A 25201-nucleotide genomic window follows, 5' to 3' on the forward strand; every position below is an offset into this window, starting at 1 on the left:
TTTTGAGGTTGTTTACCAAGTTTTAAACATTGATTTAAATCAATTTTCAAATTTAATGTTAATAGTGTTTAACAGTCAGGCGACTAGTGAACGCCATGTTAACGGTATGTTTTTCAATGAGTAATTGCCGTTACTACAAATGATAGGATATTTATTTAAATCTACACGATCTTTTAACCCGCCCGACTGACAAAATTGCCAGCAGATAAAGAGTCACTATTGCTGGGTAGCTCACAGTTTTTTGTTTAGCAAGTCATGGAATTGTTATTTCACACAAATTATTCATTTAAATTTTACTTATAATTAACACCAGGATGTAACTATCTCAAATGGAAGCGAAAGCGTCCCTCATTGACTGACGCATTGGGTTTGACGTCCTCAGCACAGCGCAGGCGTTTCGCTTAAAGCATCACTGAAAGTTATCACTCACTTCTCTTTTTCTCTTATGTGGCAACGTTTAAATATGCCACAAACAATTCATTATCATTTTTATCTTAAATTTAACAAAATATAATTATGTCATATAAGATTAAAAAATAAAAAACCGTTATCCCGTTCACAAGTTATTTAGTAAAGATAATTTTTTAAATTATAAAAAATGACACATGAATGAGACGCACAACAAAATAAGATTTCGATCACAAACATGGCAAGTCATTTATTCGTCATTTTCCTGGTAAATTAAAAAAACCCGCAAAAACAAAACCCAACCACCTGATAAACAAGGTTTTTTACAAATAAAAAATATAACAATCATTTTGCGCAGGATATTTTGAAAATAGATCAATTGCTTCCTTTTCCGCTTACACAGAAACTCCGAGCCTATTAAGAGGTTGTCACAAGCCATGTTCTAAATATTAGAAAATAATTTTCACTTATTGACCATCAGCCCTACAGAGGATTACCCATGAAGAAATCTACACTTGTTATTGGCGTCATCGGTGCTGACTGCCATGCAGTAGGTAATAAAGTTCTGGATCGCGTTTTTACTGCTCATGATTTTCACGTAATCAACCTCGGGGTGATGGTGAGCCAGGATGAATATATTGATGCCGCGATTGAAACAGGCGCCGATGCCATCGTGGTGTCCTCTATCTACGGTCATGGCGACATTGACTGCCTCGGGTTACGTGAGCGCTGCATCGAACGCGGCCTCGGCGACATTCTGCTGTACGTCGGTGGCAACCTGGTAGTTGGTAAACATGACTTCGGCGATGTGGAAGTGAAGTTTAAGGAGATGGGTTTTAACCGCGTCTTCGCACCGAGCCACGACCTGGAAGATGTCTGCGCGCTTATCACCAATGATATTCGCCAACACAATGGCCTCGAGCAGCGTTGCCTGGAAGAGGCTATCTGATGCAAACAGTTTCTGTCGATATCGGCTCGACATGGACCAAGGCTGCCCTCTTCGCCCATGAAGGCGAGGAATTAACCCTGGTAAACCATGTCCTGACCCCAACCACCACACATCATCTGGCAGACGGTTTTTTTGCCAGCCTGAATCAGGTGCTGAACGTTGCCGATGCTCGCCCGTTACTGAAAAGTGGTGAAGTGCAGTTGAAATACTCCTCCTCGGCCAAGGGTGGACTCGCCGTTGCAGCAATGGGGCTGGTGCCTTCCATTACGCTGGAATCAGCAAAAGTTACCGCCCATTCGGCAGGAGCGAAAATCGCGCAATATTATTCGTACAAACTGAACCGGCATGACATCCAGGAGCTGGAATCATCACCGCCAGACATTCTGTTGTTTACCGGTGGTACAGACGGTGGCGAAGAAAGCTACGGCCTGGCGAATGCGCATGCTCTGGCAGGCTCAACGCTTGATTGCGCCATTATCTACGCCGGAAACCGGGACATTCAGGACGAAATACAAACGATTCTGGGACATAAAGATCTGACCACGGTAGACAACATTCTGCCTGACCTCGATCACCCGAATCCGTTTGCCGCGCGCCAGGCGATTTGCGATGTGTTCTTGTCACGCATTGTCAAAGGTAAAGGTCTGGACGTCATCGTCGGCGAAACCGGCGAAGAGCCAATGCCGACGCCATGGACGGTATATGAGTTAGTCAAAGCCATTAGCGATTACGACAGCGCATGGAAGGAATTCATGCTGATTGATATGGGCGGAGCCACCACGGATGTCTATTCGGCCAGCGCGAATACCCTCTCCCCCGATACCGTCCTGCATGGTGTTCCTGAACCGTTCGTCAAACGTACCGTTGAAGGCGACCTGGGAATGCGCGTTTCCGCCGTCGTGGTGGGAGAAAGCACGCAGGATATGGTGAAAGTCATCTTCGCCCAACAACCGCAGCGCGAGGAAGCATTTTACCGCTACCTGCGTCATCTGGTTGGGCAACCGGATTACCTGCCGCTCAGCGAGGAGGAGAAATATTTCGACACCCTGCTGGCAGGTTTGTGCGTGGGCTATGCCGCTGAGCGCCACGCGGGCACTAAAAAGCAGGTTTGCACCTGCGTGGGTAACGTGGATTTACAGATGGGTCGCGATCTCACCACCGTACGCAAAGTCGTCGGTTCAGGGGGATGGCTCTCTCGCGCCAGCCAGTTCGATATCCATAGCTGGCTCAAATACCGGGAGCTGGACGACCAGGGTAAAAGAATTTTGTTACCGAATCAGTTTGAGTATTACCGCGATTCAAATGGCCTGCTCCCGCTACTGGCAAACGTCGCCAGGCTGTATCCGCAAGCCGCTGCTCGCACCAGCATTCAGTGTTTAACCCTATAAAACTTAAGGCAGCTACGAATGGAACTTCGAAATAAAAAATTGACCCATGACGAATTCATGACCGAAAGGCATCAGGTATTACAAACCTGGGAAACCGGCAAAGACGTTGAGAACTTCGAAGATGGCGTGAAGTACCAGCAATCAATTCCGGATAAAAAGCGCTTCTCCCTTGCTCTGCTGAAGGCCGATCAGGAAGGGAAAACCCTGAGCCAGCCGCGCGCAGGCGTAGCATTAATGGATGAGCATATTGCGCTGCTCAAAACATTGCAGGAAGAGTGCGACCTCCTGCCGAGTACGATCGATGCCTATACCCGTCTGAACCGCTATGAAGAAGCCGCTGTCGGGATCCAGAAATCTATCGAAGCAGGTACTTCCAAGCTGAATGGTTTACCGGTCGTCAATCACGGGGTTGCTGCCTGCCGTCGTATGACTGAAGCGCTGGAAAAACCGATCCAGGTTCGTCACGGCACGCCGGATGCGCGCCTGCTGGCAGAAATCGCCATGGCCAGTGGCTTTACCAGCTACGAAGGCGGCGGCATCTCCTACAACATTCCTTACGCTAAACGTGTCACTCTGGAAAAATCCATCCGCGACTGGCAGTACTGCGACCGCCTGATGGGCCTGTACGAAGAGAACGGTATTCGTATCAACCGTGAACCATTTGGCCCACTGACCGGCACCCTGATCCCGCCGTTTATGTCCCACTCGGTGGCGATTATCGAAGGTCTGTTGGCTCTGGAACAAGGTGTGAAGTCAATTACCGTTGGCTACGGCCAGGTCGGTAGCCTAACGCAGGATATTGCAGCGATTCAGGCGCTGCGCGAACTTTCCCACGAATATTTCCATAACCACGGCTTTGACGATTATGAACTGAGTACCGTTTTCCACCAGTGGATGGGCGGATTCCCGGAAGATGAAGCAAAAGCCTTCTCCGTTATCGCCTGGGGCGCAGCGGTTGCCGGTATGTCAGGTGCCACCAAAGTGATCACCAAAAGCCCGCACGAAGCGTTCGGTATCCCAACGGCGGCAGCGAACGCCCAGGGTCTGAAAGCTTCACGTCAGATGCTCAACATGGTCAGCGACCAGAAATTCCCGCAGTGCGCTGCCGTGGAGCAGGAAGTTGATCTGATTAAGAGCGAAGTCCGCGCGGTGCTGAAGAAAGTCTTCGAACTGGGCAATGGCGACATTGCGCGCGGTACGGTGCTGGCCTTTGAAGCAGGCGTACTGGATGTACCTTTCGCGCCTGCCGCCTGTAACGCCGGTAAGATCCTGCCTGTTCGCGATAACACAGGCGCCATCCGTATTCTCGAAGCCGGCTCCGTTCCGCTGCCGAAAGACATTCTCGCCCTGCACCACGACTACGTCGCAGAGCGCGCGCATTTCGAAGGCCGCAAGCCTTCTTTCCAGATGGTCATTGATGACATCAACGCCGTATCCCACAGTAAATTAATAGGAAGACCATAATGAAAATTAAACAGGCCCTTTTCACAGCTGGCTACTCCTCATTTTATTTTGACGATCAGCAGGCCATCAAAAACGGCGCCGGTCATGACGGGTTTATCTATACCGGCGCTCCGGTAACGCCTGGATTTACGTCTGTTCGTCAGGCGGGTGAATGCGTATCCGTACAGCTGATTCTGGAAAACGGCGCAGTAGCAGTGGGCGATTGTGCAGCGGTGCAATATTCAGGTGCAGGTGGACGCGATCCGCTGTTCCTGGCTGAAAACTTCATTCCGTTTCTCAACGATCACATCAAACCGCTGCTGGAAGGCCGCGACGTTGATTCGTTCCTGACCAACGCCCGTTTCTTTGACGAACTGCGTATTGACGGCCATCTGCTGCATACCGCCGTACGTTATGGTCTGTCTCAGGCGCTGCTCGACGCGGCGGCACTGGCTACCGGTCGTCTGAAAGCAGAAGTGGTTTGTGATGAATGGCAACTGCCGTGCGTCCCGGAAGCCATTCCATTATTTGGCCAGAGCGGCGACGACCGTTATATCGCCGTCGACAAGATGATCCTCAAAGGTGTGGACGTCCTGCCGCATGCGCTGATCAATAACGTAGAAGAGAAGCTGGGCTTCAAAGGCGAAAAACTGCGTGAGTACGTCCGCTGGTTGTCTAACCGCATCCTGAGCCTGCGCACCAACGAAACCTATCACCCGACGCTGCATATTGATGTCTACGGCACCATCGGTCTGATCTTCGATATGGATCCGGTGCGTTGCGCCGAATACATCGCCAGCCTGGAAGCCGAAGCTCAAGGCCTGCCGCTGTACATTGAAGGCCCGGTAGATGCCGGTAACAAGCCGGATCAGATCCGCATGCTCACCGAGATCACTCAGGAGCTTACCCGTCTGGGTTCCGGCGTGAAAATTGTTGCGGATGAATGGTGTAACACCTATCAGGATATCGTGGACTTCACCGACGCGGGCAGTTGCCACATGGTGCAGATCAAGACCCCGGATCTGGGCGGTATTCACAACATCGTCGATGCGGTGCTGTATTGCAACAAACACGGAATGGAAGCCTATCAGGGCGGTACCTGTAACGAAACGGAAATCAGTGCGCGTACCTGCGTACACGTCGCGCTGGCTGCGCGTCCAATGCGTATGCTGATCAAGCCGGGTATGGGTTTCGATGAAGGTCTCAACATCGTGTTTAACGAAATGAACCGCACCATCGCGCTGTTGCAAACTAAGGATTAAGAGATGGCACGCACATTTAAGATCTTATCGCCTACGGCTATCCTGGGTTATGGCTTCCCGGAAGAAAGTTTTCGTAAAGCCATGGAAGAGTCACCGGATCTTATTGCTGTTGACGCAGGTTCCTCCGATCCAGGCCCCCACTATCTGGGGGCGGGTAAACCCTTTACCGACCGGGCCGGTGTGAAACGCGATCTGCGCTATATGATCGTGGCAGGCGTGAAGAACAACATCCCGGTAGTGATCGGCACGGCCGGTGGTTCTGGCGCAGCTCCGCATCTGGAGTGGTGTCGCCAGATAATCCATGAGATCGCACAGGAAGAAAAACTGTCCTTCTCAATGGCGTTAATCCCGTCTGATGTCGACAAAGAAATCGTTCATCAGGCGCTGGATAACGGCAAAATCACCGCGCTCGATTTTGTGCCTGAACTGACTCACGATGCAATTGAAGAGAGCACCTACATTGTCGCGCAGATGGGCGTCGAGCCTTTTCAGCGTGCGCTCGAAGCTGGCGCGCAGGTGGTGCTGGGCGGACGTGCCTACGATCCGGCCTGCTTCGCCGCGCTGCCAATAATGCAGGGCTTTGATGAAGGTCTGGCACTTCATTGCGGGAAGATCCTTGAGTGTGCTGCCATTGCTGCCACCCCTGGCTCCGGCTCAGATTGTGCGATGGGGATCATTGATGACAACGGCTTTACGCTGAAGGCGTTCAATCCCAAGCGTAAGTTCACTGAAACTTCCGCTGCGGCGCACACCCTGTATGAGAAGTCCGATCCGTACTTCCTGCCAGGACCAGGCGGCGTGCTGAACCTGAAAGCGTGCACCTTTACCCAGGTTAACGAGGGCGAAGTGTATGTCAGTGGTTCACGTCATGAAGAAACACCGTATGCGTTGAAACTGGAAGGCGCGCGTCAGGTTGGCTTCCGTTGCCTAACCATCGCCGGAACGCGCGACCCAATTATGATTGCCGGGATTGACACCATTCTCGAAGAGGTACAGGCAAGCGTGGCGCGTAACCTCTCACTGAATGACGACAGTATCCGCATGACGTTCCACCTGTATGGTAAGAACGGTGTGATGGGCAACCATGAACCGATGAAAACCGCCGGTCATGAGCTGGGGATTTTACTGGATGTCGTTGCGCCGACGCAGGATATCGCCAACAGCGTTTGCTCGCTGGTACGCTCTACCCTGCTGCACTACGGCTATGAAAATCGCATTGCGACTGCGGGCAACCTCGCCTTCCCGTTCTCGCCATCTGATATTCAAAGTGGACCGGTGTATGAGTTCTCGATCTATCACCTGATTGAAGCGAGCGATGCGCTGCGATTTGATTTCCACATTGAACAGGTGACGCCAGAAGGAGTTCAGGCATGAAACACTCAATTTGTTCACTGGCGCAGGTTATTCGCTCCAAAAACGCCGGACCGTACGAACTGGTTTTAGATATTTTATTTAAAACAAGGGAAGACTATCAGCGGGTAAAATCCTGCGAGCAATTAACACCGCAGCTCATTGCCAGTTTATATAATGTTGAACCTGACTTCATTCACAATATCGTGTGGTTCGATCCGGCGAATGCCGTAAAAATCGTCATGCCGCGCGATATTATTTCCGGCAACGTCGGTGATAATGATGTTTATGGTGCTCAGCAACACGCTCCATTATTAAGTATTGAGTTCGACTTGTAACAAAAAACACAATAACAACCATTGGAGCACAGAATTCAGCGGTATCACAGTGCTTCGAATTATTCATGCGGTTGGTCACAACAGGCGTGCGTCTGAGCTGCTGTCCAGGCTCAGGCGCACGCCACCCTACACAATTCCAATTACCAGCCTTTATCCGATGGAGTACACATGAAGAAAATAAGTTTAACGAAGATGATCATATTAGGCCTGATACTCGGCATGATTGCCGGGGTGGCCATAAATAATATGGCCGCGGCTGAAACCGCAAAATCCTATGCAGCAGATATTTCTATTTTTACCACCATATTCTTACGCATGGTAAAAATGATTATAGCGCCATTGGTTATTTCAACTCTGGTTGTTGGTATTGCCAAAATGGGCGATGCCAAAACGCTGGGACGTATATTTTCGAAAACCTTCTTCCTGTTTATTTGCGCCTCTCTGGTGTCAATTGCACTGGGTCTGGTTATCGTTAACATCTTCCAGCCAGGCGCGGGGATCAACTTCGTGCCACATGACGTCGGGGCTGTTGCCGCCGTTAAGTCAGAGCCATTCACGCTGAAAGTGTTTATCTCGCACGCGGTACCGACCAGTATTGTCGATGCGATGGCGCGTAACGAAATTCTGCAGATCGTGGTGTTCTCAATTTTCCTCGGTTGCAGCCTGGCCGCGATTGGTGAAAAAGCCGAGCCTATCGTGAAGGTTCTGGATTCACTGGTACACGTGATGCTGAAGCTGACGGGCTACGTCATGCTGTTTGCACCATTGACCGTTTTTGCCGCTATTTCTGGTCTGATTGCCGAACGTGGTCTTGGGGTGATGGTCAGCGCCGGGATCTTCATGGGTGAATTCTATCTGACCCTGGGTATGCTTTGGGCAATCCTGATTGGCCTGTCAACCATGATAGTCGGGCCTTGCATCGCGCGTTTGACCAAATCAATCCTCGAGCCTGCACTGCTGGCCTTTACTACCTCCAGCTCAGAAGCCGCCTTCCCGGGCACCCTGGACAAGCTGGAAAAATTCGGCGTTTCTTCAAAAATCGCCAGCTTCGTTCTGCCTATCGGTTACTCCTTTAACCTGGTCGGCTCCATGGCGTACTGCTCATTTGCCACCGTCTTTATTGCTCAGGCGTGCAACATTGAGCTGAGCATGGGCGAGCAAATTACCATGCTGTTAATCCTGATGCTGACCTCTAAAGGGATGGCGGGCGTACCGCGTGCATCAATGGTGGTTATCGCCGCAACCCTGAACCAGTTCAACATTCCTGAAGCTGGTCTGATCCTGTTGATGGGCGTCGATCCGTTCCTCGATATGGGTCGTTCTGCTACCAACGTCATGAGTAACGCAATGGGTGCTGCCATTGTAGGTCGCTGGGAAGGTGAACACTTCGGCCAGGGTTGTCGTGGCACTGCACCAGTGAAGACCCCGGAACAAGAACGTCCGGTTACCGAAACAGAAGTCGCGTTGTCCTGATACGACGTTATTGCCGGATGAAGCTTGCGCTTATCCGGCCTACATAACGTTTAACTATCCGTTGGCCGGATAAGGCGGTAAGCCGCCATCCGGCACCATGATGAGCACACCAACAGGATTGCACCATGACTAAAAATCTTCTCGGCGTGAGTATTTTTTCCTTCAGCGTTTTGTTTAGCGCAACGACTCTCGCGCAAACCACGCCGGATTACGCAAAGCTTATCGACCAGGCACATCAAAAATATAAAAGTAACCACGATGGAAAAGTCGCCGACTACATCCCTGCCCTGGCGACCTACAGCCCGAATAACTTTGCCATCACCATTGCCACGGTGGACGGCAAGATCTACCAGGTTGGCGATGTTAACAAACCCTTCCCCATGGAATCCCTGAGCAAAGTCTTCACCATGGCGCTCGCCATGGAACAGCACGGCCCTCAGGTGGTGCTGGATAAACTCGGGGCCAATGCCACTGGCATGCCCTTCAACTCCGGTTTAGCGGTTGAGCTGACCAAAGGCGCGCCTGAGAACCCGCTGGTAAACGCCGGGGCGATGAGCACCGTTAGCCTGATTGAAGCCAAAGACAAAACCGATCGCTGGAACAAAATCCTCGACAACCTGAACGTCTGGGCCGACGCCACGCTCACGGTTAATGAGCCGGTCTTTAAATCCGAGATGGAAACCAACCAGCACAATCAGGCACTGGCGAAGCTGATGGAGTCCTATAACAGCTTCTATGGCAATACCGACGAAGCTGTCGAAATTTATACCCGTCAGTGCTCGGTGGATATCACCGTTGAGCAACTGGCCAAAATGGGGGCGGTACTGGCGAACAAAGGCAAATCTCCATTCAACGGCAAGCAGTTGCTGAATGAAAAATATGTTCCGCAGGTGCTGGCAGAAATGGCGATTGCCGGACTATACGACGGCAGCGGTAAATGGCTCTACACCGTGGGCATCCCGGCAAAAAGCGGCGTCGGCGGCGGCATGGTCGCCGTTGTCCCGGGCGAATATGCGATTGCCGTCTATTCTCCGCCGCTGGATGAAGCCGGTAACAGCGTTCGCGCCCAGAAAACGATCGAATATGTCGCCGAAGCGACAAAAGCCAATGTCTTTTTAGCGCATTAAGCAATTACGGATGGCGTGAGCGCCATCCGACATATTAACTAAAAGGTGAGATGTAAACATGTCTAAACCATTTGTCTGGCAGGAACTCTTTGTTCAGAGTAAAGATAATACCGAATATGAATTACTGAGTAACCAGCACGTTGCGGTAACGGAGTTAGACGGAGAGGAAGTGATTAAGGTTGCGCCAGAAGCGCTAACCTTATTAGCCCAGCAGGCATTTTATGAGGCTTCATTTTTCCTGCGCGCCGGACATTTAAAACAGATAGCCAGCATTCTGCACGATCCGCAGGCCAGCAGTAACGATAAGTACGTCGCATTGCAACTGCTACGCAATGCTGAGGTTTCGGCCAAAGGCGTCCTGCCCAACTGCCAGGATACCGGGACCGCAACCATTGTGGCCTGCAAAGGACAGCATGTCTGGACCGGCGGCGATGACGCAGAAGCATTAAGCAAAGGCGTGTACACCACCTTCACCGAAAACAACCTGCGTTACTCGCAAAATGCCCCGCTGGACATGTATACCGAGGTCAATACCCAGACTAACCTGCCGGCGCAAATCGACATCAGCGCCACGCCGGGTAACGAATACCGTTTCCTGTTCGTCAACAAAGGCGGCGGCTCTGCTAACAAAGCGGCGCTGTTCCAGGAAACCAAATCTATTCTGCAGCCGGAAAAGCTCACCGCGTTTCTGATCGAAAAAATGAAATCACTGGGTACAGCCGCCTGCCCGCCGTATCACATCGCTTTCGTCGTTGGAGGCTTGTCCGCCGACCAGACGCTGAAAGTTGCTAAACTGGCTTCAACTAAATATTACGATAACCTGCCCACCAACGGGAATGAACTGGGTCAGGCATTCCGCGATACGGCGCTGGAAGCCGAGCTGCTCAACGCCAGCCGCGAGTTTGGCATCGGCGCGCAGTTTGGCGGCAAATACTTTGCCCACGATATCCGGGTGATCCGCCTGCCACGCCACGGCGGCTCCTGCCCTATCGCCATGGCTCTCTCCTGCTCAGCCGACCGCAACATCAAGGCCAAAATCAACAAACACGGAATCTGGCTGGAAAAACTCGAGCATAATCCGGGCAAATTTATTCCCGATTCACAGCGGGTGGAAAATGGCGCCCAGACCGTACAACTGGATCTGAATCGTCCGCTGCGCGAGATCCTGCAGGATCTCACCACTCTGCCAATTGGGACGCGTTTATCGTTAAACGGCCCGATTGTTGTGGCTCGCGATATCGCGCATGCCAAAATCAAAGAGCGCCTGGATAACGGCGAACCGATGCCAGATTACATGAAAAACCATATCGTCTATTACGCGGGCCCGGCTAAAACCCCCAGTAATCTGGCCTGCGGTTCGCTCGGTCCCACAACAGGCGGGCGCATGGACGGTTACGTCGATGCTTTCCAGGCCGCGGGCGGCAGTCTGATCATGTTGTCGAAAGGCAACCGCAGCGCGCAAGTCACGGATGCGTGTCGCAAACATGGTGGTTTTAACCTCGGCAGCATTGGCGGCGCCGCAGCCTTGTTGGCGCAGCAGTACGTGAAGAGCCTGCACTGCCTTGAATATCCCGAGCTGGGAATGGAAGCGGTGTGGATGATGGAAGTTAAAAATATGCCGGCCTTCGTATTAGTGGATGACAAAGGCAATAACTTCTTTAGCCAGTTTGAGCAGCAGCATCGCTGCGCAACCTGTCCGGCAGGACATTAAGGAGTCACCATGGAAGCGCGAGCCAATAATGACAGACACCGCCAGCGTCAGCAGAAACTGAAAGAACAGGTTGATACCCGCGTGGCGGCGGCAACGGAGAAGAAAGGGATCCTGATTGTCTTCACCGGCAACGGTAAAGGAAAATCCACCGCAGCCTTTGGTACGGCAACGCGCGCGGTTGGTCACGGAAAAACCGTTGGCATCGCGCAGTTTATTAAAGGCCAGTGGGATAATGGCGAGTACAACACGCTGCAACCGCTCGGTGTCGAATTTCATATTATGGGCACCGGATTTACCTGGGAAACCCAAAATCGGCAAGCGGATATCGAGGCGGCAACGGTAGTCTGGCAGGAAAGTAAGCGCATGCTGGCTGATCCGCAGTACGATCTGGTGGTGTTGGATGAGCTTACCTACATGCTGGCTTACCACTATCTGGACACCCAGGAGGTTATCAGCGCCATCGAAAATCGCCCTGCGGAGCAAAGCGTCATCGTTACCGGGCGCGGATGCCATGCGCTGTTACTGGAACTGGCCGATACGGTCAGTGAAATTCGCCCGGTCAAGCACGCGTTTGACCGCGGGATTCAGGCACAGATTGGAATCGACTGGTAGCCGTTCTTTTGCCGGATAACGATGCTAACGCGTCTTATCCGGCCTACCAATCGTTGTAGGCCTGATAAAGCGCAAACCACCGTCAGGTAGCCGACACCACGGACTTACTGAGCAACCAGTTACGAAATGTCTGTAAATGTGCAGACTCCGATTTCTCTTCACGCCACGTCATAATGAAACGGTTCCCGGTGCGCATCGGAACATCGCAAGGAATGACCATATCTCCATTGTCCAGATCGTGCTGAATGGCAAAACGAGGAAGCAGCGCAACCCCCAGATTAGAACGAACCGCCGCAATCAACATCGACAACAGATCAAATCTCGGGCCTTTATTTACCAGCGGACTGCTGACGTTGGACAGCGCAAACCATTCCTGCCAGCCTTTGATTCGCGTACTCTGGTGCAACAGCGGGTATTCGTTCAGCAGTTCGTGGACTGACAGTTTCCGTTCCGGTTCGGCCAGCAGACAGCGGCTGCAAACTGGCAGAATTTCCTCTTCAAACAGGTACTCAACCTCTGACCACGGTGAGTAGAAATCTTCGCGCATAATTGCCGCATCATACTCACGATTAAGAAAATCACCGATATTCGCCAGCGAATGGATGTTCACAATAATATCAGGATTGAGTTTGTTAAACTCGCGCAGGTTGGGGATCAACCAATGCGTACTGAACGTCGGATTTACCGCCAGCTCAATAACCTGTACGGTCGGTTGCCAGGTCATTATTGTGGTCGTATCGCGCTCGAGTTTATTTAACGTTTCTTTAACGATACTTAAATAGTGTTTGCCGGCCGCATTTAAAAAAATACGTTTTTTGGCATGATTAAATAGCGCGGTATTAAGAAAATCCTCCAGTGCATTCACCTGGCGGAAAACAGCACTTTGTGTTAACGCCAACTCTTCAGCTGCCCGGGTATAACTTTCGTGACGCGCAACCACTTCAAAAGTTACCAGCAACTCCGTCTTGGGTATTTTTCCTCTCATAACCTCTTCCATATGCAGCGTACAAAAATAGTTTAATTTATAAAAAATAATTCAAGGCACCCAGATAAGCACCGAGAGTTATATTTTATTTTCTCCATTGATGTCATTGATCCAATCCATGATTTGCTCACACTGATGGCGGATAAATATTAACCAATAATACTCAAGCACAACAATAAACACAATTTAAATAAGGTTAAACCTAAGTAAATAGTGCCAATAAGTTCTTAATAATTTTTCAAGTCTTCTTGTTTATTGCAGAAAAAACTTTGCGAGATTAATCAATATTATCCATGCGCTAATCCTGGATAATTTCACGTTATAACTTACGGGCAAACGACTGCTTTTAATCATTTATTGATGTCGTTTGTGCCATTTTTTGACAGACGTGATAAAGGACACATTGTGAAAACTTTCGGAAAGGTCTGGCTCGTTGGAGCAGGTCCTGGTGATATTTCATTACTGACCCTCAAAGCAATGATGTGCATTAAACAGGCCGACGTCATTATTTACGATCGGCTGGTCAATCCTAAAATTTTGGAATGGGCATTACCTGACTGCCTGCTTATCAATGTCGGCAAAAATCCAGGCTTCCATTGCGTTCCCCAGGATGAAATCAACGCACTGCTGGTCCAGTATGCCCAAACACACCACAACATTGTGCGTCTCAAAGGTGGCGATCCGTATGTATTTGGCCGTGGGGCTGAAGAAGTTGAGGATCTGGTTGAAATGGGCATCCCTTTTGAAGTTGTACCGGGTATTAGTTCTACGATTGGCGGCCTGACCTATGCCGGTATCCCGGTGACGCATCGCGATTTTGCCTCCGGTTTTCACGTGGTGACAGGCCACACGCGGGAAGGCAATCAGCAGCAGGACTGGCGTCAACTGGCGAAACTTAACGGCACGTTGGTCATCGTCATGGGTATCGCCAATCTGGCGTTTATCTGTGAAGAGCTGTTGATGGGCGGGAAATCAGCAGACACGCCCGCCGCGCTAATTATGTCCGCGACCCGAGAAAATCAACGCCGCCTGACCTGCACGCTCGGTTCATTATTGAGCAAGGCGCAGGAAGCTAATATTGTTCCACCGGCGCTGATTGTAATCGGAGATGTGGTGACCCTGAGCGATCGGCTCTCTTTTATACCTGAAGCCATCACGTTGCCAGACAATCTTTACTGCGAAAGTCTGGCGTGACGAAAAGACTGGGGCGACGTTTGATGCGCCGCCCGGAAAACGCGGCAAAAGTAACTGGTTTGCGCGTATTGCAGTTTCCTGGCAATACTGTCTATGGAATGATCCGGATCGTGTAATAACTCCCCTGCTTTTTGCATTTTTTTCTGACTCACCCAGGTTTTAAAATTAACACCCTGGCGTTTCTTGAAAAACCGGCTGAAATAGTTCGCGCTTAAGCACACATGAGCCGCGACAGATTCCAGAGACAATTCACCATACAAATTCTGGTAATGGTGCCAACTTACTGATTTAGTGTATGATGGTGTTTTTGAGGTGCTCCAGTGGCTTCTGTTTCTATCAGCTGTCCCTCCTGTTCAGCTACTGAAGGCGTGGTGCGTAACGGTAAAAGCACTGCCGGACATCAGCGCTATCTCTGCTCTCACTGCCGTAAAACATGGCAGCTACAGTTCACTTACACCGCCTCTCAGCCCGGTACACACCAGAAAATTATTGATATGGCCATGAATGGCGTCGGATGTCGCGCCAGTGCACGCATTATGGGCGTTGGCCTCAACACGATTTTACGACACTTAAAAAACTCAGGCCGCAGTCGGTAAACTCACGCATACAACCGGGCAGTGACGTCATTGTTTGCGCGGAAATGGACGAACAGTGGGGTTACGTCGGCGCTAAATCACGCCAGCGCTGGTTGTTTTACGCGTATGACAGGATACGGAGGACGGTTGTGGCGCACGTATTCGGTGAACGCACGTTGGCCACGCTGGAGCGTCTTCTTGGCCTGCTGTCGGCCTTTGAGGTCGTGGTATGGATGACGGATGGCTGGCCGCTTTATGAATCACGCCTGAAGGGAGAACTGCACGTTATCAGCAAGCGATATACGCAGCGCATTGAGCGGCATAACCTGAATCTGAGGCAGCATCTGGCAAGGCTGGGCAGGAAGTCACTGTCGTTCTCAAAATCGGTGGAGCTGCATGACAAAGTCATCGGGCATTATCTGAACATAAAACACTATCAGTAAGTTGGAGTCATTACCCAAATTCTCGTCAATATAACGCAGCGCCGCCATAAGTTTTTTCTCGTGACGTGAAGGCTCAGTGAAATAATGATGAGCGTATCGGGTTGCCGGAACAACAATCTTCTCAGAGATCAATTGTTCTTTCTCAAAATTATCAACAATAAAACTTAACAAATTTGCTGACGCCACCAGTACATTATTATCCACCATCGCAGACTGGCCCCACTCAGCTTTAATTTCGGGGTTATTAATCCATGAATTTTTGTTATCAATAGCGATAGTTTTATATTCCTGATACTTCACCCGCACCTGCCCGCAGATAATAAAACCGTAAAGGTGTCCCTTATGAATTAATGGCATCGAGAACAGGCTTAGCCCTGCATGACAGGTGAGTATTCTGGGTTTAAGCTGTTTTAATGCCTCAAAAGCACAGTACTTGTCGCACTTTTGGCAACCTGCTCGATAGCGCTCATCCGCACGCATTAATGTGCAAAACGAATTAAAATTATGACATTCAGACAACGCTATACCGTTAATATCAACGACGACTGTGGCTAACCCAGTGGCTCGGGAGAAGAGTTCTGCGATAGAGAAAAAACGGTGTAAATAGTCATCCTGGATTTTCAGCGGCACGTTATCCTCCGGCATTAATAATATTAAGGCCGCTAATATGCAAAAATTAGCCTCAGGAAAGAATGATGCTTACCGCAAAAAATAATCTCATTTGTGCAGATGATTATGATCAATTGGCAAGAAAATTATAGCGACCACGATAATACTCTGCAGCACATCGCGACTTCGCTTTCTCAAAGATTAACGAATCTTCACACTCTCTTGTGAGACTCTTTTCGCAACACCCAACACCTAACCTCATTATTTTCAATAAATTACCCGTTTTTAATGTGAATCGATGATGTGCTTATTTGTGATAATCATCATGTGAATGTGAAAGGCCCTCCTGAATAATATGTTCAATTAGCAAACAATCTGAACGGAGTTGATCCATGGCCGTCACCACAGGCGTTATCGCCGACGATTTTACCGGCGCAACGGACATTGCAAGCTTTATGGCGCAGCAGGGGTGGCGCGTCGCGCTTCTGCCCGGTATGCCCGATACCGCGCAATGCTGGAATGAAGAGGTTGACGCTATCGTCATCTCGCTGAAAAGCCGCTCATTACCCGCAGAACAGGCCGTCGCCCAATCCCTGTCCTGTGCCCGCTGGCTGAAACAAAATGCAGGTGTCCGCCAGATTTATTTTAAATATTGTTCGACGTTTGACTCCACGCCAACAGGCAATATTGGCCCGGTCAGCGATGCATTGATGAACGACCTGCAGGTTCCGCTGATCGTCCACTGCCCTGCTCTGCCGCAAAACGGACGCACGGTGGTGCATGGTCATCTTTTTGTACACGGCATACTGCTTAACGAATCCGGGATGGAAAAGCATCCGCTCAATCCAATGAACGATGCCAGCCTGCCGCGCCTGCTGAGCGCGCAAACGCCAGGCGCGGTTGGTTGCATCAACCTCACGACCCTGCGTCAAGGTGTGGAAGCGGTCACTTACGCCCTGGCCCAACTTCAGGCTGAAGGTACGCGTCACGTTATCGTCGATACGCTGGATGAAGCAGATCTCAACACGCTGGCGCAAGCTCTCCATGCCAGCCCTCTGTTAGCCGGTGGCTCCGGGCTCGGCGGCGCGCTGGCCGCCTGCAGCGGAGGCCAGCAATCCATGCCGCCGGACTCTTTTCCACTGCCTGCCAAAACGGTGGTGTTCTCCGGTAGCTGTTCGGCAATGAGCAATCGTCAGGTTAATCGCTATAAGGCCGCAGCAGCGTCTCGTTTGCTTGATGTGTCCCGCTGCCTGTCTGATGCCGAACGCTACACCGATGAACTGAGCGCCTGGGCGATGACGCATATCAGCGACTCATTAGCGCCGCTGATATACGCCACCCAGCCGCCAGACGTACTCAAACGTATTCAACAGGAGCACGGCGAACAGGTCGCCAGCCAGGCAATCGAACACGCTTTTGCCCGGCTGAGTTCAAAGCTACGAACTGCGGGTGTAAACACCTTTATCGTCGCGGGCGGAGAAACCTCCGGCACCGTTGTGGAAGCCTTGCAGGTGAAGCGTCTGTCCGTCGGCAAAGCCATTGCGCCAGGCGTACCGTGGGTATTTTCCTCCGGTCTGGCGCTGGCGCTGAAGTCAGGCAACTTTGGTGACGACGATTTCTTTTTTACTGCCCAGGAGTACGCATTATGAATTCGGTGAGTGAACACCAACTGCGCGAACTACTCGTCCACTATGGCCGTTCCCTGTTTATGCGCGGTTACAGCAGCGGCGGTTCCGGCAATCTTAGCGTCAAAATGCCAGATGGCGGCTATCTGGTGACCCCGACCAACTCTTGTCTGGGCGAGCTTGATCCTGCCACGCTAAGTCGACTGGATGCCAACGGCGTTCATCTTAGCGGCGACAAACCCTCAAAAGAGGTGCCCATGCATCTGGCGTGGTATCGACATCGGCCATCCTGCGGCGCGGTCGTGCACCTGCATTCTCCATGGCTGACCGCGCTCTCCTGCCTGCCGTGCACCACGCCGAAAAACTGCCTGCCGCCGTTAACGCCGTACTATGTGATGCGCGTCGGGCAGTTACCGCTGCTGCCCTATTTCAAGCCAGGCCATGAGGGCATTGCCAGCGCACTGAGTGAAATCGCGGCAGACCATACGGCCGCGCTGCTGGCCAATCACGGGCCGGTAGTAAGCGGTCGCTCGCTGCGTGAGGCGGTGTTTAACGCTGAAGAACTGGAAGACAGCGCCCGCATCTGGCTGACGTTAAAACCGCTTGGCTATGTTCCGCTCTCAGAAGAAGCGGTGGCCGAACTTGAACATTCCCGGCAAGCGTGAGGTGACATAATGATCCCCGAGCAACGACGTGATTTTATCTACCGCTACGTGCACGAAAAAAATGCCGCCTCATTTAATGAACTGGCAGATTTGATGAGCGTGTCGCATATGACCGTGCGTCGCGACATCCAGTTGCTGGAAGAAGAAGGCAAAGTTATCGCCATTAACGGCGGAGTGAAGCTCAATAACCTGCTGAAATCCGAGCTGCCATGGCGGGAAAAAGCCGAGTTGAATCATGACGTGAAACGTAAAATGGGCCAGCTCGCCGCCATGCTCATTGAGCCCGGACAAACGCTGTATCTGGATGCCGGTACGTCGTTGTTTGAAGTGGCGAAAGCGGTCGCCGCCAGCCACTGTTTCAATCTGACGGTAGTAACCAACGATTTTTCCATCAGCCACTATCTGATGGATATGCCGCACATCACGCTCTATCACACCGGTGGTCTGGTGGATCAGCGTAACCGCTCATGCCTTGGAAAAAGCGCCGCCAGTTTTCTGCGCACCATTAATATTGACGTGGCGTTTCTGAGCTCCTCATCGTGGGATACCGAACGCGGCATGTCGACGCCGAGCGAAGGGAAAGCCTCGGTTAAAGAAGCGGTACTCACCGTTTCCCGGCGTCGGGTGCTGGTCTGCGACAGCAGTAAGTTTGGCAAATACGGCATGTTCCATATCTGTGGGCTGGAACAGTTAACCGACATTATTTCTGATAACCGGTTACCGGAAAACGCCCAGCAAACTCTTGCCAGCCAGGGCGTTAAGCTGCATCTGGTTGATAACCGGGAGGGTGCGCGCCATGCTGAAGTTAGCGGCTAACCTCGACTGGTTGTTTACAGATTTACCAATAGCGGCGCGATTTGCGGCGGCGCAGGCGGCTGGTTTTCGCGGCGTTGAAGGGCTATTTCTCTGGCAGCACCCGCTGGCGCATTTGCACGCTGCACAGCGGGAAACATCCCTGCCGGTGGTGCTGATGAACGCACCGGCGGGTAACTGGGCACAAGGTGAGCGGGGACTGGCCGCGCAGCCCGGTCGAGACCAGGAATTTCACCATAGCCTGAACGTGGCGCGTGATTACGCCACGGCGCTGGGCTGTCGTCGGGTTCACGTTATGGCTGGTTCGCGTTGCGGCGATCTGACGCTTCACGCTCAGCGCACTCTCCTGACCAACCGGCTGCGTATCGCCTGCGATATGATGGCTGAAGCGGAAATCGATGTGCTGATTGAACCGTTAAATTCGCAGGATATGCCCGGTTATTTTATTGACAGCTTTCCGTTGGCCGAATCTATTATTCAAGAGGTTGGCAAGAAAAATATCGGTTTACAGTTTGATATTTACCACTGTCAGAAAATTCATGGCAATGTGGCAAAAAATATTGAACGCTACCTCACCTTAATTAAACATTTTCAAATTGCTTCTGTCCCCTATCGCCATGAGCCGGGAACAGGTGAATTAAATGAAGCATGGCTATTCGATTTTATTAGAAAAATGAATTACCAGGGCTGGATTGGCTGTGAATATCAACCATCAACATCAGGGCCCGACTCATTAAACTGGATAACGCCTTACCTATAATTTAAATATCTCTGTACCGGAGGAAAATATGTCGGATACTGTTATTATTTCGCTGGCACCCGTTGCCGCGGATTGCCCCAGAGTTATACCCGCAGAACTGGCGCAGGAAATACTCGCCAGCGTTGAGCATGGCGCGTCCATCGTGCATTTACACGTTCGCGATAAACAGGGTCGCCTGACGCCGGATACCACCGATTTTCAGGCGACCATTGATAACGTCATGCGCCATTCAGACCTGATTATTCAGGCGTCTACCGGCGGCGTATCTTCAATGTCCATCGCCGAACGCTGCGCGCCACTCTCCTGCCCCGGCGTAGAGATGGCTTCGCTGAACGTCGGTTCCGTCAACCTCGGAGATGCGGTGTACTTTAATCCCGGTCCGGACGTGGAATATTGCTCCCGGCAAATAGTCGAGCGCAATATTATTCCCGAGTTTGAAGTTTTTGAAATTGGCATGATTAATAACATCCTGAACCTTGAAGATAAAATAAAATTCCAAAAACCCATGCTCTTTAATATCGTCCTCGGCCATCGCGGCAGTACGCCAGCAACCATTGATGCTCTAATTGCTCTGCGTAGCATGATCCCGCGCGATGCCTTATGGGGTATTACTCATTTTGGCAGAAAGAACTTCGATATTATTGCCGCCGCCGTCGGCATGGGGGCCAGTGAAGTGCGAATCGGCTTTGAGGATAGCTATTATTTAAGCGCTGAAGAAAAAGCACAGCATAATTACCAGCAGGTTGCAAAACTCGCCACGCTCATTCGCAGCATGGATAAAAAAGTCGCCACGCCAGAAATTGCGCGGCACATGTTATCTATTCCATCCCGGCAGCAATAACAACAGCAAGGACATTTCAACATGACTATGACCACTGTTATTCACAAAACCGGACTCGGCGTCAGCGTTGCGGGCGCGGCGCTAGCGATTATCGGTGCGCTAATCCAGTCCGCGGCGCTCTGGCAGCCCGGGCTGGTGATGTTCACCGCCGGATTCGCCGCCGGTGCAGGCTACTGGCCGGGTCTACGCAGTTATCAGTTTACGCTATGGATCATCGCCGGGTTTGTCGCCGCCATGACCTGGTCTACGGATCTGATCGTCTGGGGCGGTTTCAATATCACCCATAAATGGATCGTGTTCCTCGTCATTCAGGCCACCATGTTTAGCATGGGCACTAAGCTAACGATCCAGGATTTTATTGACGTCGCCAAAATGCCGTGGGCGGTGTTTATTGGCACCTTCTGCCACTTCGTCATCATGCCTCTGCTCGGCCTGAGCATTACGCTTATCTTTAACTTTCCGCCTGAGGTGGCGGTCGGGATTCTGCTGATTGGCGCCTGCCCAAGCGGACTCTCCTCTACCGTCATGGTCTATATCGCGAACGCCAACCTGGCGCTGGCGGTCTCGATCGCCGCAGTCTCAACGCTGGCGGCGACGGTGATGACGCCGCTGTGGGTCAATCTGCTGGCGGGGTCGATGATCGATATCCAGCTCACCGCAATGGTAATGGATGTGGTGAAAATCGTATTGATCCCCATCGGCGCGGCAATTCTGCATGACTATCTGAAAACCTATGCGGGCGTGCGCGGACGCCGTGTCGTCCAGATGCTGGCCGGGATCGGCGCTCTTTGGCTGCTGTATATGATTGCTGGCGGCTGGGACGCACTGTTTGGTCACGCCAGCGCCGATGCGCAAATGTACGCGGTGGTGCTTAACTTCGTGGCAGGCGGTCTCGTCTGGGCATTGTTCTACAACTGGCTGTATGGCCGCGTGGCGGGCGTGAAGAAAATCATGCCGACCATCTCAATGATGGGGATCATTTTCTTTACGACCACCGCAGCCGCAGCCGGGCGCGAGAACCTGGTGCAGGTCGGCTTCCTGCTCTGCTTCGCCATGTTGATGCATAACCTCGGCGGCTTCCTGATTGGCTATCTGATGAGCCGCTGGATCTTCCGCATGGACGTACAGTCTGCCCGCACCGTAGCCTTTGAAGTCGGCCTGCAAAACGGCGGCATGGCGTCCGGGCTTGCCGCAGCGATGGGCAAACTGGCAACGGTTGGCCTGGCCTCGGCGGTGATGACTCCGCTTGGCAACGTCAGCGGCTCGCTGCTCGCGAACTACTGGCGCAAGAAAGACGCCAAACAGGCGCAGGCCGCCGCAGCCAAAGATCCCGTTCAACCCGCTTGCGAAAATCTGTCAAAAGGATAATCACGATGACAACTCTCACTCTGGGGCATGCCCTGCGCGCCGTGGCCTCTGCGCTCGACCTTGCCGAAACATGTTACGCAAAACGCCCGTTAAGCGTGGCCGTATGCGATGCCAATGGCGAACTACTCAGCTTTGCGCGGATGGATAACGCCAAACTGTTAACCATCGAGTTAACCCAGCGCAAAGCACGCACCAGTAGCCGCCTGGGCTGTACCACGCAGGCATTTTTACAGCGACTGCAGAAAGAGCAACTGGATATTGGTTATTTTGCCGACCCGCTGTTTACGGCGCTGCCGGGAGGGATCCCGATTCTGCACCAAGGAAAATGCCTTGGGGCCGTCGCGGTAGGCGGTTTATCCGCGCAGGAAGATCATGATGCGGCGCTGGCCGTCGCGGAAACGTTACTTAAGGAGATTGCCCAATGAAAAAGGTCGCCATGCTGCATACCAGTGCCGCCACGCTTACGATGATGCAACAACTGATTACCGACATCATGCCGGATGTTGAAGTCATGCACCTGGTGGAAGAATCCATGATCAAGCAGGTAATGAAGGCCCAGGGCGTGACGCCCAATATTGCCGCCCGCATCGCCGATTATGTACATATTGCCGAAAAGGCGGACTGCGATATCTTTATTACCGCCTGCTCCTCAATTGGTACTGCGGTGGAGCAATGCCAGTTTATGACCCCACTGCAGCTCGCGCGCATTGATTGTGCAATGGTGGAAGAGGCGATTGAAAAAGGTGAGCGGATCGCCGTACTGGCGACCGTGGCAACCACGCTGAAGCCAACGCTGGATTACGTACAGCGCAAAGTGCAGCAGAGCGGTAAATCGCGAACCATCACGCCTATATTAATGGAGGAGGCATTCCACGCGCTGCTGGCGGGAGACATGGATACTCATGACCGTATCGTCAGTGAAGGGTTACAGAGCGCCTTTACCCAGGCAGATGTTGTGATGCTGGCGAAGGCCTCGATGGCGCGCGTTTTACAGCAGCTCCCTTCCCCGCCGGTGCCGGTAATGACCTCGCCGGAAAGCGGAATTCGCTGGTTGAAAACACTGGCTGAAAGCTGAATTACAGGCCAAAAAAAAGGCCATCATCAGATGGCCAACCATGTCGAAACGGGACCAGCCCTTGACTATGCAGAGAGTCAGGGCTGTTTTTTTTCTTACTTAATCACTGTTTTCAGCGCTTCGCCGATATCGGCCAGGCTACGAACGGTTTTCACGCCAGCGGCTTCCAGCGCAGCGAATTTCTCATCCGCCGTACCTTTACCACCTGCGATGATCGCACCAGCATGACCCATACGTTTACCTTTCGGCGCAGTCACACCCGCGATGTAACCCACAACCGGCTTGGTCACATGATCTTTAATGTACGCCGCCGCTTCTTCTTCCGCGCTACCGCCGATCTCACCGATCATGACGATCGCTTCGGTCTGCGGATCTTCCTGGAACAGCTTCAGGATATCGATGAAGTTAGAGCCAGGGATCGGGTCGCCGCCGATACCCACACAGGTAGACTGACCAAAACCGTAGTCGGTGGTCTGCTTAACCGCTTCATAGGTCAGCGTACCAGAACGAGAAACGATACCGACTTTACCAGGCTTGTGAATATGACCCGGCATGATGCCGATTTTACATTCGCCAGGGGTGATAACACCTGGGCAGTTCGGGCCAATCATGCGTACGCCAGCTTCATCCAGCTTCACTTTCACAGTCAGCATATCCAGCGTTGGGATACCTTCGGTGATGGTGATGATAAGCTTGATGCCTGCATCGATAGCTTCCAGGATGGAGTCTTTGCAGAACGGAGCCGGAACGTAGATAACGGTGGCGGTTGCGCCGGTCGCTTCTACTGCTTCACGTACGGTGTTGAACACCGGCAGACCCAGATGCGTGGTGCCGCCTTTGCCCGGCGTAACACCGCCGACCATTTGCGTACCGTAAGCAATCGCTTGTTCAGAGTGGAATGTCCCCTGGCTACCGGTGAAGCCCTGGCAGATAACCTTGGTATCTTTATTAATTAAAACTGACATTATTTCCCCTCCACTGCGGCAACAACCTGCTGAGCTGCATCCGTCAGACTTTTCGCTGCAATAATATTCAGGCCGCTATCAGCCAATTTTTTCGCGCCGAGTTCAGCGTTGTTACCTTCAAGACGTACCACGACCGGAACGTTAACGCCCACTTCTGCTACCGCGCCGATGATACCGTCCGCGATCAGGTCGCAGCGTACGATACCGCCGAAGATGTTAACCAGTACGGCTTTAACATTGTCGTCAGAGAGGATAATTTTGAACGCTTCGGTTACACGCTCTTTGGTCGCACCGCCGCCAACGTCAAGGAAGTTAGCCGGTTCGCCGCCGTGCAGTTTAACGATGTCCATGGTGCCCATTGCCAGGCCCGCGCCGTTAACCATACAACCGATGTTGCCGTCCAGAGCGACGTAGTTCAGTTCCCACTGTGCAGCCTGTGCTTCACGCGGATCTTCCTGAGACTGATCGCGCATTTCACGCAGGTCAGCCTGGCGGAACAGCGCGTTGCCGTCAGCGCCCAGTTTGCCGTCGAGGCAGATCAGATCACCCTGCTTGGTCACCACCAGCGGGTTGATTTCGATCAGCGCCAGATCGCGCTCAAGGAAGATAGTCGCCAGACCCATGAAGATCTTGGTGAACTGCTGAACCTGTTTACCTTCCAGACCCAGTTTGAACGCCAGTTCACGACCCTGATAAGGCATCGGACCGGCCAGCGGATCGAGCGCTACTTTGTGGATCAGGTGCGGCGTTTCTTCAGCCACTTTTTCAATTTCCACGCCGCCTTCGGTAGAGGCCATGAAGACCACGCGACGGGAACTACGGTCAACAACTGCGCCGAGGTAAAGTTCTTTACCAATGTCGGTCGCTGCTTCAACCAGAATCTGATTTACCGGTTGACCATGGGCGTCTGTCTGGTAAGTGACCAGACGTTTACCCAGCCAGTGTTCAGCAAAAGCGCGAATGTCTTCTTTGCTGTTCACAACCTTCACACCGCCCGCTTTACCACGGCCACCAGCGTGAACCTGACATTTCACTACCCACGGGCCTGCGCCGATTTTAGATGCAGCTTCTTCAGCTTCACGCGGAGTAGTACAGGCATAACCCACCGGTGCCGGTAAGCCATAGCGGGCAAAAAGTTGTTTTGCCTGATATTCATGTAAGTTCATGTGTTCTGTCCATCCTTCAGGTAATCGTTATCTTTTACCCGTAGGCCTGATAAGCC

General features: G+C 51.9%; 24 protein-coding genes and 1 pseudogene. 20 read left to right on the forward strand and 5 right to left on the reverse strand.

Annotation, left to right across the window (positions count from 1 at the left end):
• Positions 1-907: 907 nt before the first annotated feature.
• The 10 genes from glmS to cobO all read left to right on the forward strand — a co-directional run bounded on the left by glmS (position 908) and on the right by cobO (position 12061).
• Positions 908-1357, forward strand: a complete 450-nt coding sequence (glmS, locus tag HV037_RS16820) for a methylaspartate mutase subunit S (RefSeq protein ID WP_016152308.1) — start codon at positions 908-910, stop codon at positions 1355-1357.
• Complete coding sequence (gene glmL, locus HV037_RS16825) at positions 1357-2745, forward strand: methylaspartate mutase accessory protein GlmL (protein ID WP_047497777.1); 1389 nt, start codon at positions 1357-1359, stop codon at positions 2743-2745. Before glmS ends, glmL begins: the two co-directional genes overlap by 1 nt.
• 18 nt (positions 2746-2763) lie before the next feature.
• Entirely contained in the window at positions 2764-4209 is a 1446-nt protein-coding gene (locus HV037_RS16830) for a methylaspartate mutase subunit E (RefSeq protein ID WP_016152306.1), read from the forward strand.
• Positions 4209-5450, forward strand: a complete 1242-nt coding sequence (locus HV037_RS16835) for a methylaspartate ammonia-lyase (protein ID WP_016152305.1) — start codon at positions 4209-4211, stop codon at positions 5448-5450. The genes HV037_RS16830 and HV037_RS16835 overlap by 1 nt, the downstream gene beginning before the upstream one ends.
• Before the next feature lie 3 nt (positions 5451-5453).
• Complete coding sequence (locus HV037_RS16840) at positions 5454-6824, forward strand: acyclic terpene utilization AtuA family protein (RefSeq protein ID WP_016156013.1); 1371 nt, start codon at positions 5454-5456, stop codon at positions 6822-6824.
• Complete coding sequence (locus HV037_RS16845; RefSeq protein WP_103283637.1) at positions 6821-7138, forward strand: DUF4387 domain-containing protein; 318 nt, start codon at positions 6821-6823, stop codon at positions 7136-7138. The genes HV037_RS16840 and HV037_RS16845 overlap by 4 nt, the downstream gene beginning before the upstream one ends.
• A 168-nt stretch (positions 7139-7306) precedes the next feature.
• The gene (locus tag HV037_RS16850) at positions 7307-8611 is read left to right on the forward strand and encodes a dicarboxylate/amino acid:cation symporter (RefSeq protein WP_016152302.1); all 1305 of its coding nucleotides are present in this window, start codon (positions 7307-7309) and stop codon (positions 8609-8611) included.
• 125 nt (positions 8612-8736) lie between these two features.
• Positions 8737-9738, forward strand: coding sequence for a glutaminase A (gene glsA, locus HV037_RS16855; protein WP_065554176.1), 1002 nt, complete (start codon positions 8737-8739; stop codon positions 9736-9738).
• A gap of 58 nt (positions 9739-9796) precedes the next feature.
• Entirely contained in the window at positions 9797-11449 is a 1653-nt protein-coding gene (locus HV037_RS16860; protein ID WP_049269278.1) for a class I fumarate hydratase, read from the forward strand.
• Positions 11450-11458: 9 nt separating this feature from the next.
• The gene (gene cobO, locus HV037_RS16865; protein WP_016156012.1) at positions 11459-12061 is read left to right on the forward strand and encodes a cob(I)yrinic acid a,c-diamide adenosyltransferase; all 603 of its coding nucleotides are present in this window, start codon (positions 11459-11461) and stop codon (positions 12059-12061) included.
• Positions 12062-12143: 82 nt separating this feature from the next.
• On the opposite strand, the gene HV037_RS16870 is transcribed toward cobO, so the two are convergent.
• Positions 12144-13046 (reverse strand): LysR substrate-binding domain-containing protein, encoded by a 903-nt coding sequence (locus HV037_RS16870; protein ID WP_016152298.1) that lies wholly within the window; start codon positions 13044-13046, stop codon positions 12144-12146.
• 405 nt (positions 13047-13451) lie between these two features.
• Here HV037_RS16870 and cobA point away from each other — a divergent pair, with 405 nt between their 5' ends.
• Complete coding sequence (gene cobA / locus HV037_RS16875; RefSeq protein WP_019076302.1) at positions 13452-14240, forward strand: uroporphyrinogen-III C-methyltransferase; 789 nt, start codon at positions 13452-13454, stop codon at positions 14238-14240.
• On the opposite strand, the pseudogene HV037_RS16880 reads toward cobA, so the two are convergent.
• Positions 14219-14506: pseudogene (locus tag HV037_RS16880) on the reverse strand (helix-turn-helix transcriptional regulator); the annotation flags it as partial. The gene cobA and the pseudogene HV037_RS16880 overlap by 22 nt on opposite strands.
• A 54-nt stretch (positions 14507-14560) precedes the next feature.
• On the opposite strand from HV037_RS16880, the gene HV037_RS16885 reads away from it, so the two are divergent.
• A protein-coding gene (locus HV037_RS16885) for an IS1 family transposase (protein ID WP_223274117.1) occupies positions 14561-15258 on the forward strand; the annotation gives its coding sequence in 2 pieces (ribosomal slippage) (positions 14561-14810 and positions 14810-15258; 699 coding nt in all).
• On the opposite strand, the gene HV037_RS16890 is transcribed toward HV037_RS16885, so the two are convergent.
• Entirely contained in the window at positions 15193-15888 is a 696-nt protein-coding gene (locus HV037_RS16890; protein WP_233896705.1) for a PocR ligand-binding domain-containing protein, read from the reverse strand. The genes HV037_RS16885 and HV037_RS16890 overlap by 66 nt on opposite strands.
• A 371-nt stretch (positions 15889-16259) precedes the next feature.
• On the opposite strand from HV037_RS16890, the gene otnK reads away from it, so the two are divergent.
• Genes otnK through HV037_RS16930 form a run of 8 tightly spaced genes read left to right on the forward strand, consistent with a single transcriptional unit; the run spans position 16260 to position 23014 of the window.
• Positions 16260-17516 carry a 3-oxo-tetronate kinase gene (gene otnK, locus HV037_RS16895; protein WP_049269275.1) on the forward strand — a complete coding sequence of 419 codons (1257 nt, stop codon included), beginning with the start codon at positions 16260-16262 and terminating at the stop codon, positions 17514-17516.
• Positions 17513-18157: an aldolase gene (locus tag HV037_RS16900; protein ID WP_016152294.1), complete on the forward strand. Its 645-nt coding sequence runs from the start codon at positions 17513-17515 to the stop codon at positions 18155-18157. Before otnK ends, HV037_RS16900 begins: the two co-directional genes overlap by 4 nt.
• 9 nt (positions 18158-18166) lie before the next feature.
• Positions 18167-18973, forward strand: coding sequence for a DeoR/GlpR family DNA-binding transcription regulator (locus HV037_RS16905; RefSeq protein ID WP_046274719.1), 807 nt, complete (start codon positions 18167-18169; stop codon positions 18971-18973).
• On the forward strand, positions 18954-19730 hold the full coding sequence (locus HV037_RS16910) for a TIM barrel protein (protein ID WP_103283635.1): 777 nt from the start codon (positions 18954-18956) through the stop codon (positions 19728-19730). The genes HV037_RS16905 and HV037_RS16910 overlap by 20 nt, the downstream gene beginning before the upstream one ends.
• Before the next feature lie 28 nt (positions 19731-19758).
• Positions 19759-20571: a 3-keto-5-aminohexanoate cleavage protein gene (locus HV037_RS16915; RefSeq protein WP_016152291.1), complete on the forward strand. Its 813-nt coding sequence runs from the start codon at positions 19759-19761 to the stop codon at positions 20569-20571.
• A 21-nt stretch (positions 20572-20592) separates the two neighbouring features.
• Complete coding sequence (locus HV037_RS16920; RefSeq protein ID WP_047359475.1) at positions 20593-21939, forward strand: bile acid:sodium symporter family protein; 1347 nt, start codon at positions 20593-20595, stop codon at positions 21937-21939.
• Between the two features lie 5 nt (positions 21940-21944).
• Positions 21945-22364, forward strand: a complete 420-nt coding sequence (locus HV037_RS16925; protein WP_016152289.1) for a heme-binding protein — start codon at positions 21945-21947, stop codon at positions 22362-22364.
• Positions 22361-23014, forward strand: coding sequence for an aspartate/glutamate racemase family protein (locus tag HV037_RS16930; protein ID WP_103283634.1), 654 nt, complete (start codon positions 22361-22363; stop codon positions 23012-23014). Before HV037_RS16925 ends, HV037_RS16930 begins: the two co-directional genes overlap by 4 nt.
• Before the next feature lie 95 nt (positions 23015-23109).
• On the opposite strand, the gene sucD is transcribed toward HV037_RS16930, so the two are convergent.
• A complete protein-coding gene (gene sucD / locus HV037_RS16935) occupies positions 23110-23979 on the reverse strand; it encodes a succinate--CoA ligase subunit alpha (RefSeq protein WP_003022929.1) in 870 nt (289 codons plus the stop codon).
• Positions 23979-25145, reverse strand: coding sequence for an ADP-forming succinate--CoA ligase subunit beta (gene sucC, locus HV037_RS16940; RefSeq protein WP_003022927.1), 1167 nt, complete (start codon positions 25143-25145; stop codon positions 23979-23981). The genes sucD and sucC overlap by 1 nt, the downstream gene beginning before the upstream one ends.
• Positions 25146-25201 lie beyond the last annotated feature (56 nt).

It is taken from the genome of Citrobacter sp. RHBSTW-00017 (assembly GCF_013797615.1).
Lineage (GTDB): Bacteria > Pseudomonadota > Gammaproteobacteria > Enterobacterales > Enterobacteriaceae > Citrobacter > Citrobacter braakii.